The sequence below is a fragment of the Peptostreptococcus sp. MV1 genome, from assembly GCF_000758885.1.
Classification (GTDB): domain Bacteria; phylum Bacillota; class Clostridia; order Peptostreptococcales; family Peptostreptococcaceae; genus Peptostreptococcus.
In genome coordinates, this window is the sequence record NZ_JRNB01000001.1 from 63,689 (window position 1) to 72,780 (window position 9,092).

The window sequence follows — 9,092 nt, forward strand, 5'->3', positions numbered from 1 at the left end:
TATAAAAATCACGGAAAAAGGAGATAGATATAATGCTAAAAGAAACCGAAGAATTATTACTCAATAAGTATGGTATAGACAAGAAAATATTTAACCTATCCAAAGAGGTAGACCAAGAAATACAAGAGCAATTTGATAAATTAAAGGAAATCAGAGAATACAACCAGCTAAAGGTCCTAAATGCAATGCAGGAAGTAAACCTTAGTGACAACCACTTCAACTGGACTACTGGCTATGGCTATAACGATATAGGACGTGAAAAGGTAGAAGAAATATATGCCAAAATATTCCATGCAGAGGATGCCCTTGTAAGACCCCAGATAGTAAATGGTACCCATGCCTTGTCTCTTACTGTACAGGGTATAGTTAGGCCTGGAGATGAAATCCTATCAATTACATCTGCCCCATACGACACTCTACAGGGTGTCATTGGTATTAGGGAGGAGAAGGGATGTCTAAAGGAATTCGGTGTGACATATAGCCAGGTAGACTTTCTAGAAAATGGTGATATAGATATAGAGGGTGCCAAGGCAGCCATAAATGAAAAAACAAAACTAGTCATGATCCAAAGGTCCAAGGGCTATGCTTGGAGAAAATCACTAAGCATTAGAGATATCAAAGAGGCCATACAAGCAGTAAAATCTGTAAATCCCGACCTGATTGTAATGGTAGATAACTGCTACGGAGAATTCCTAGATATACTTGAGCCAACTGATGTTGGAGCCGATGTAATGGCAGGCTCTCTAATTAAGAATCCTGGTGGAGGTTTAGCCCTGGCAGGAGGATATATAGTGGGTAGGGCAGACATAGTAGAGATGATATCATATAGACTGACTTGCCCAGGTATAGGCAAGGAATGTGGCCTAACATTTGGAACTACAAGGTCTATTCTTCAGGGTCTATTTATAGCTCCATATGTAGTATCGCAGGCTATAATGGGGGCTATCTTCTGTGCTAGACTATACGAAAAATTAGGCTACAAGGTAAACCCAGCCTATGATGCAGAAAGAAGCGACATAATCCAGATAGTCCAGCTACATAGTGCAGATGAACTGATAAAATTCTGTGAAGGTGTCCAGGCAGCAGCCCCAGTAGACTCCTACCTAACACCAGTTCCATGGGATATGCCAGGCTACGACGACCAGGTAATCATGGCAGCCGGTGCTTTTGTCCAGGGTTCTTCAATTGAATTAAGTGCAGACGGACCGATTAGACCACCTTACAACGTATACTTCCAGGGAGGAATGACATACGACCACTCAAAAATGGGCTCTTTGAAGGCCTTGCAACAAATGAACATTTTATAAAATAAGGAAATAGATGATAGTGCTTGACTGCTAACAATTAGATAAAATTAAGTAATACCACTCGATGACGAAGACCACAAAGCCCAACTGCAAAGCAGGTCTGGATTTTGCTGAGTCAAGCAAATGGTATTACAAATTTTAATCTAGGTTAGCATAAAGCACATATCACTATTTCCTTTTTCAATTCCAATACAATCTCTTTTATAGTTCAATAGGATTGACCACGACTCCAATAGCAGCCAGGTACTTTTTCAAGCCATCAAGAGATATATTAACTGTCTTGTGGTTTACATTTGGGTGGAAGTTTAACTGTTCTCCTGTCATGACACTCTTGTCTAAGAAGAACTGGACTTCCTTGCCAGTATCATTTATAAGAGAGAAGGGGTTGACTGATCCCGGTGTCAATTTTAATACCTTCATTAATCTTTCTGGTGAACCAAAAGATAGTCTTGTTGAACCGATTTTACCTCTTATATCTACCATATCAACCTTTGCATTGTGTTCTGCAGTAATTAGGTAGTACTTGTTGCCCTTGGCATTTCTCAAAAATAGGTTTTTGCACTGGATGCCTGGAGCCCTATCAGCTATCTTGTCCATATCTTCGGCAGTAAATAGTGGTTCATGTTCTATCACCTTATATTCAATACCCAAAGAGTCTAATTTATCATAAACCTGCTGTTCATTTTCCAAAATTTCCATAGTATCCTCCTATCTAAATATATATTTCATATATTGCATTATAGCATATCTAATAATTTATTACCACAAGACCACAAATAAGGAACCATTTACCACATTTAGTATCTAAAATAAGTGTTTTTAGGATAATTAAAACTATATATAGTAGGCTTGCTTAGCAAAAGCATAAATTTTTTGCAGTTTTTTGACCTTAATAAATTAATAAATCTTGGTGGCATAAAGTGCAAAAAGTATAATGTTATATGTTATGACAGTTATGGTACCGGATGCAACATTATTATCTTAAGTTTGACTACTTTGGCTTCATTTTCTCCCTTAAATCAACCCTTGTTTTATTTTCTAAAATGCCTTATACTATATATCGAAGACACAACATATTGTATTTACAAAAAATATTTGGTCTATATGTTGTATTAAATAGAATATTACACAATATAGTGTTTGGCAACATTTTAAGTATATTGTATCTGTTTGTAACCCTTAATATATCTTTATTTAGAATTTTTACCACAGATGATTATACTTTTTATTTTTGGATATTATATTGAGTGAATAGATGATTAGATAAGAAAGTGAGTGAATTTATATGTACGCAATTAAGAGAGACGGAACTACTGTTCCTTTTGACCGATCAAAGATAAGGATAGCTATAGAAAAGGCAATGAAAAACGGTAGTGGTCTATACCATCCCGACATAGCAGAAGCCGTTGCTAGAGACTGTGAAAATCATTTTTTAAAATTAGATGAGACACCTACAATCTACAAGATTGAAGGCTTTGTATACGATAGACTAATCCATTATAATCATAGTGAAACAGCTAGGGCCTATGAGGGTTACAGGGCTGTTCAACAGTTCAAAAGACAGGTAAACACTACAGATGACTCAATCCTTAAGTTGATGAGAAAGTCAAACGAAGACCTAATGATGGAAAACTCAAACAAGAATGCTGTTATATGCTCCACTCAGAGGGATTTGATTGCGGGTGAGGTGTCAAAGGACATAGCTAGAAGAAAGCTGATACCACCACATATAGTTCAGGCCCACGATGAAGGTGCCATCCACTGGCACGATATGGACTATACACTACAGCCTATATTTAACTGTTGTCTAATAAATATACAGGATATGCTAGATAATAGTACTGTTATCAACGAAAAAATGGTAGAAACTCCTAAATCATTTTCTACTGCATGTACAGTAACTACTCAGATTATGGCCCAGGTTGCCAGCAACCAGTATGGCGGTCAGAGTATTACTATCAAGCATCTAGCACCTTATCTAAGAAGGACTAAGGACAAGTTCTACAATTTCTACCTGGACAAGTACAAAGATGAAGAACTAGCGCTAGACCTAGCCAATGACATGATGCTAAAGGACCTAAAGGATGGTGTCCAGACTATTAGATACCAGCTATCAACACTGATGACTACAAATGGTCAGGCTCCGTTTGCCACTATATATCTTGAAATTGAAGATGGCAACGAGTACGAAGAGGAAATGGCCCTTATATGTGAAGAAATGATCAAACAGAGACTAGAAGGTATGAAAAACTACAAGGGGCAGAATGTGGGCGAGGCCTTTCCTAAGCTAGTCTATTTGTTGGATGAAAATAACTGCCTTGAAGGAGGCAAGTATGACTATATAACTAAGCTGGCGGCGGAATGTACTGCCAAGAGACTAGTACCAGACTACCAGAGTGCAAAGATTATGAAGATGAACTATCAAGGATGTACCTTCCCACCTATGGGTTGTAGGTCCCACCTATCTCCATGGTTGGACGAAAATGGAGACCACAAGTGGTATGGAAGATTTAATCAAGGTGTAGTATCACTAAACCTTCCTCAGATAGCCATAATTTCCGGTGGTAAAATGGGACAATTCTGGAATATATTAGACCAGAGACTAGAACTATGTAAGGACGCCCTGCTTAGGAGACACGAAATGCTGCTAGGAACACTTTCAGATGTATCTCCTATACATTGGCAGCACGGAGCAATAGCAAGGCTTAAAAAGGGTCAAAAAATAGATTCACTACTAAAAGATGGTTACTCAACTCTTTCGCTAGGCTACGTAGGTATATATGAAATGGTATATGCGATGTTAGGTGTTAGTCATACTACACCTGAGGGAGAGAAGTTCGCCCTAGATGTAATGAGACATATGAAGGATGCCTGTGACAGGTGGAGAAATGAGACAGGACTAGGCTTCAGCCTATATGGTACTCCAGCTGAATCACTTGTATATAGGTTCTGTAGAATAGACAAGGCTAGGTTTGGAGAAATAGAAGGTGTAACAGACAAACTATACTATACAAACTCCTACCATGTAAATGTTTTAGAAGAAATTGATGCCTTCAGCAAACTTAAATTCGAATCGCAGTTCCATAGTATATCTACAGGAGGATGCATATCATACATTGAAGTCCCTGACATGACTAGAAACCTAGAAGCAGTAGAACAGGTTATAAACTTTATCTACCACAATATTCAGTACGCTGAAATCAATACAAAGCCAGATGTATGCTACCAGTGTGGCTATACAGGTGAAATGCAGTTGGATGAAAACCTAGAATGGTATTGTCCTTCTTGCGGCAATAGAGATAGAGATGAAATGCAAGTAATGAGACGTACTTGTGGTTATATTGGTACTAACTTCTGGAATAAAGGAAGAACTCAAGAAATAGGGGATAGGGTTCTACACCTATAAGTTTTGATACCAATAAAGAAATATAAAAGATTTTTGATGGCAATAGGTTCTCCTCTTGCCATCTTATTCATATGTAAGGATAGAGGGGTAATAATGAAATATAGCAAGATAAGAAAACTAGATGTTACAAACGGACCTGGAATAAGAGTAACCCTCTTTGTTTCAGGCTGTAGACACAATTGTGAAGGATGCTTTAATAAAGACCAACAGGACTTCAATTATGGTAAGGACTGGACAAGTCAAACTGAGGACTACTTTTTAGATCTAGTATCAAACCCTATGGTTGTAGGTGTCAACATACTTGGAGGAGAACCTCTTCAGCAAACTATGGACAAATCTCTACTCAATTTATTAATAAAGATAAATGAAAACTACCCAGACAAAGATATATGGATGTGGACAGGTGACCAATTTGAAAAAGCCATTGAAGACTCAGATAAATTAGCATTAATAGAGCAAGCAGATGTCTTGATAGATGGTAGATTTGAAATAGACAAGAGAAATATTAAGCTAAAGTATAGAGGTTCAGAAAATCAAAGGGTGATCGATATTAAATCTTCATTAGAATCAAATAAAGTAATAGGACATAAAATATAACCTTCATGCATAAAAAACGAATTTTTAGCCTTATTTCTTGAGTCTATCATATGTGAAATAATATATAGACCGAAAAACACATGCAAAATGATATTATTTATGTTATAATAAACTTGGTTTCAAAATAAGTTATTGATTATATCCACGATGAAATGGATATATATCTAATATAAATATTTAAAATAATGAAAAGTGAGGTATAAAATATGAAAGTAGATGCACCACAGCAGGCTATAAGCGTTTTAAAGGAAATAATATCTGAACAGGCTGACCAACCAACATCAGTTAGAATGTATTTTGCTGGAGCTGCTTGTTCTGGACCATCTTTCGGCTTGGCCCTAGATGAAAAGAAGGAAAGCGACGTATCTTGTCTAGTTGATGATATCGAATTTATAATGGATTCTCAGGAATACCAGGAATTCGGTGACATGGTAATCCAGGATATGAACAGCGGATTCAGAGTTATACCAGAAAAGATGAAGGATATGCAGAGTAGCTGCGGAAGTTGCTCAGGCTGTCACTAGTCCATATAATTTTTAAGTTTTATAGGTACCGTAGGCTTTTGTCTACGGTATTTTTTTGCCTAGAACTGTCAGCCATGTTATAATATAAGTTAATCAGTGCATTAAAGTATATTTACTTTTATTGTTCTAGATCATATAGATATGGTGATTTACTTTATTATTAGTAAGATAAATTGAAAATAGAATTTTATGATTATAGGAGGAAAAATATGAGAAGACGTAGGGTAAAGGGGGCAGATGAAAAGCTCCTGTCGTATAAGGATTACATAATAAATGGAATAGTTGAGCAGGTCTTAGAAAGGGACCTACTTGCACCTTCAGATGCTAGTAATGTCAATACTACTGCGTTTGAAAGTTCTGTTGCCGACAAAAACATACAAACTACTTTGATATCAAGGGAAGATGTCAGCAGTGATTATTTAAATCCATTTGATAATAGGTTATTCCTAAAAAATGAAATCTATAATAATCTTATTGAAAATTATAGGGGCAAATGGAGAGATATTTTTGGCAATAATAATCCAATACACCTTGAAGTCGGTACTGGCAGAGGCAAGTTTTTGACTGGTATGGCCCAGGCCAACAAGGATATCAATTATATAGCACTAGAGATAAAAGAAGAGGTCTTGGTCAAGGCCGTGGAAAAGGCAGACAGGCTAGACTTAGACAATATTGTATTCCTATGGGGTAGTGTAGAGTTATTTGACCTATACTTTGCAGACAATGAACTAAATAGGATATATGTAAACTTCTGTGACCCATGGCCTAAGAAGAGGACTGCCAAGAGGAGATTGACGCATTCAAACTTCCTTGAATTATATAGAAAAAAGCTAAATCATGGTGAGATTCATTTTAAAACTGACAACAGGGACCTATTTGAATTTAGCTTAAATGAGATGTCTGGCAATGACTGGCAGCTAAAAAACATATCACTTGACCTGGCAAATAGCGAATTCGACGCCAATATAACTACAGAGTACGAGGAGAGGTTTATGGAACTGGGTATGCCTATCTATAGGCTAGAAGCAATTGATAGGAGGTAGCTCATATGAAGGATATAGGTGATTATCTTTTAAATGCCCTTGTGCTCAGCCTAGAAATACTAGTAATCCTATCACTTCTGGCAAGTATATTTAGCTACCTTGGCAAGAAAAACGCCCGCTATATATACAGGTGTTTTGGTATAAATGGACTGCTTGTTACAGGTCTTATAGGTACAGTAGTCCATGAATTTAGCCATATCTTGTTTTGCCTTATTTTTAGGCATGAAATAGTAGATTTTTCCTTATTCAGGCCCTACAAGAGTCGGTTTGATGGGGTAATGGGCTATGTAAACCACCGGTGCGACAGGTCAAGCCCCTATCAAATGGTGGGTAATTTCTTCATAGGAATTGCTCCTATAATTGTAGGTACTGCCAGCATGATCTTATTTATGCGCCTTCTATTACCTGATGAATTTGCCTTGATATACCAGACATTTAACAAAAATATGGCATATATGTCCAATATAAATAGTATAGGAGATTCCTTAAATATATATATTAGCATTGTACTGTCAATTGTCCATAATCTAAATCCCTTTATAGGGCATAGTTGGCCTAGGTATGCAATCTTTATATATATCATGTATTCCATAACTAGCCATATGGACCTGAGCAAGGAAGATATTTTAAATAGTAGGTCGGGGCTATTTGTGTTTATAGTTTTGACATACCTTATAAACTTGATATTTATAATTTTGGGAATCAAATACCAGGTAATATTATTAAAGCTACTAATCAGCATTTTTTCATTTTTGACAGTGGGTTTGGTTTTTGCCTTTGTAACAATGATTATATCAAAGTTGCTGTATATATTTATAGGTTAAGTCTTGAAGATAAATTAAAACTCGAGACTTAGCCTTTTTATATTCCCAGCTAGACTATATATAAATTAATATATTAGGGTATTAGGTGAGCAAGATATAACTATTCCTTAAATGTATATTTAGGGAATAGTTATGTTTTTTGTAAGGATATACTGACACCCATATCTATTTCATGATATAATATAGGTTAATAAGAAATCAAAGATCGCATAAATAAATAAAATTACCCTTCTATAGTTGGGTTAAGGGATGGTTATAATGAGGAGGATGTTTAATGAGCATTAAATTAGTAGTAGATTCAGCTTCAGATTTCACATATGAAGAAGCAAAATCTTTGGGCATGTATTTCTGCCCTCTTAGTGTGACCTTTGGAGACAAAGAATACAAAGATAGTATAGATATAGACAATCAAAAATTCTATGAATTATTGGAAGCATCCAGTGAGCTTCCTAAAACTAGCCAGGTTGGACCATTTACATTCCAGGAAACATTTGAAGAAATCGTAGAAAATGGTGACACGGCCATTGCTATCACTATATCATCAAAGTTGTCTGGAACATATTCAAGTGCCAGATTGGCTGCCCAAGCATTTCCTGGTAAGGTCTTTCTTGTAGATAGTATGAGTGCAACCATAGGGGAAAAAATATTAGTCCTCTATGCACTTGAACTTACTAAAACAATAGATAATCCTGAAGAAATAGTTAAAAAATTGGAAGAAAAACGAGAAAAAATAGAAATTTGTTACCTACTAGATACACTAGAATACCTGCACAAGGGCGGTAGATTATCTGCAGCCCAGGCAATCGCTGGGTCTATCCTATCACTCAAGCCTCTTTGTACACTAAGTAATGGTGAGGTTGAAGTAATCGGCAAGGCCAGAGGTATAAAAAAAGGTATGGAAAAAATGGCCGATGTAATAAGGTTGGCTGATGATTATGATGTGGATATGCCTTCTATGTTGGTATATTCTGGTAATGATCCAAATGGTCTAGACAAATTCAAACAGGCTTATCCTGATATCTTTGGCAAGGATATCGAAGGTATACCAGTATCAGTCATGGGTTCTACCATAGGTACCCATGTTGGCCCAGGAACAATAGGATTGGCATTTTTCAAGAAATAGAATTTTAACCGTAATTAGTTGAATTCTATATAGGCTTGCTAATAACGACTATATATTTTTGTAAACAAAATGAGACACCATAATTACTATGTACTAGGAGTACAAATTGATATTGCAATTTTGGAAAATTAATATAATAAATATAGGCAAATATGTATAACTATATGCAAAATATGCAAATAAAGTCTACAAATAAAAAACTGGGAGAATTTCCTCCCAGTTTTTTATGGTTCTTTGTCAACTAGCGTTGATGAATAAAATCCGAAAT

General features: G+C 36.2%; 8 protein-coding genes. 7 read left to right on the forward strand and 1 reads right to left on the reverse strand.

Annotation, left to right across the window (positions count from 1 at the left end):
• Positions 1-32: 32 nt before the first annotated feature.
• Positions 33-1,307 carry a methionine gamma-lyase family protein gene (locus HMPREF1639_RS00260; protein WP_036761984.1) on the forward strand — a complete coding sequence of 425 codons (1,275 nt, stop codon included), beginning with the start codon at positions 33-35 and terminating at the stop codon, positions 1,305-1,307.
• A gap of 201 nt (positions 1,308-1,508) precedes the next feature.
• Here HMPREF1639_RS00260 and HMPREF1639_RS00265 read toward each other — a convergent pair whose 3' ends face one another.
• The gene (locus HMPREF1639_RS00265) at positions 1,509-2,006 is read right to left on the reverse strand and encodes a prolyl-tRNA synthetase associated domain-containing protein (RefSeq protein WP_036761987.1); all 498 of its coding nucleotides are present in this window, start codon (positions 2,004-2,006) and stop codon (positions 1,509-1,511) included.
• 586 nt (positions 2,007-2,592) lie between these two features.
• Between HMPREF1639_RS00265 and nrdD the strand changes: the two genes are divergently transcribed.
• The 6 genes from nrdD to HMPREF1639_RS00295 all read left to right on the forward strand — a co-directional run bounded on the left by nrdD (position 2,593) and on the right by HMPREF1639_RS00295 (position 8,824).
• Positions 2,593-4,713, forward strand: a complete 2,121-nt coding sequence (gene nrdD, locus HMPREF1639_RS00270) for an anaerobic ribonucleoside-triphosphate reductase (RefSeq protein WP_036761988.1) — start codon at positions 2,593-2,595, stop codon at positions 4,711-4,713.
• A gap of 3 nt (positions 4,714-4,716) precedes the next feature.
• Entirely contained in the window at positions 4,717-5,310 is a 594-nt protein-coding gene (nrdG, locus tag HMPREF1639_RS00275) for an anaerobic ribonucleoside-triphosphate reductase activating protein (protein WP_330371679.1), read from the forward strand.
• 206 nt (positions 5,311-5,516) lie between these two features.
• On the forward strand, positions 5,517-5,834 hold the full coding sequence (locus tag HMPREF1639_RS00280; RefSeq protein WP_036761989.1) for a Fe-S cluster assembly protein HesB: 318 nt from the start codon (positions 5,517-5,519) through the stop codon (positions 5,832-5,834).
• 209 nt (positions 5,835-6,043) lie between these two features.
• The gene (trmB, locus tag HMPREF1639_RS00285; RefSeq protein WP_036761998.1) at positions 6,044-6,877 is read left to right on the forward strand and encodes a tRNA (guanosine(46)-N7)-methyltransferase TrmB; all 834 of its coding nucleotides are present in this window, start codon (positions 6,044-6,046) and stop codon (positions 6,875-6,877) included.
• A 5-nt stretch (positions 6,878-6,882) separates the two neighbouring features.
• On the forward strand, positions 6,883-7,701 hold the full coding sequence (locus HMPREF1639_RS00290; RefSeq protein ID WP_036762003.1) for a hypothetical protein: 819 nt from the start codon (positions 6,883-6,885) through the stop codon (positions 7,699-7,701).
• A 274-nt stretch (positions 7,702-7,975) separates the two neighbouring features.
• Positions 7,976-8,824 carry a DegV family protein gene (locus HMPREF1639_RS00295; RefSeq protein ID WP_036762005.1) on the forward strand — a complete coding sequence of 283 codons (849 nt, stop codon included), beginning with the start codon at positions 7,976-7,978 and terminating at the stop codon, positions 8,822-8,824.
• Positions 8,825-9,092: the final 268 nt, after the last annotated feature.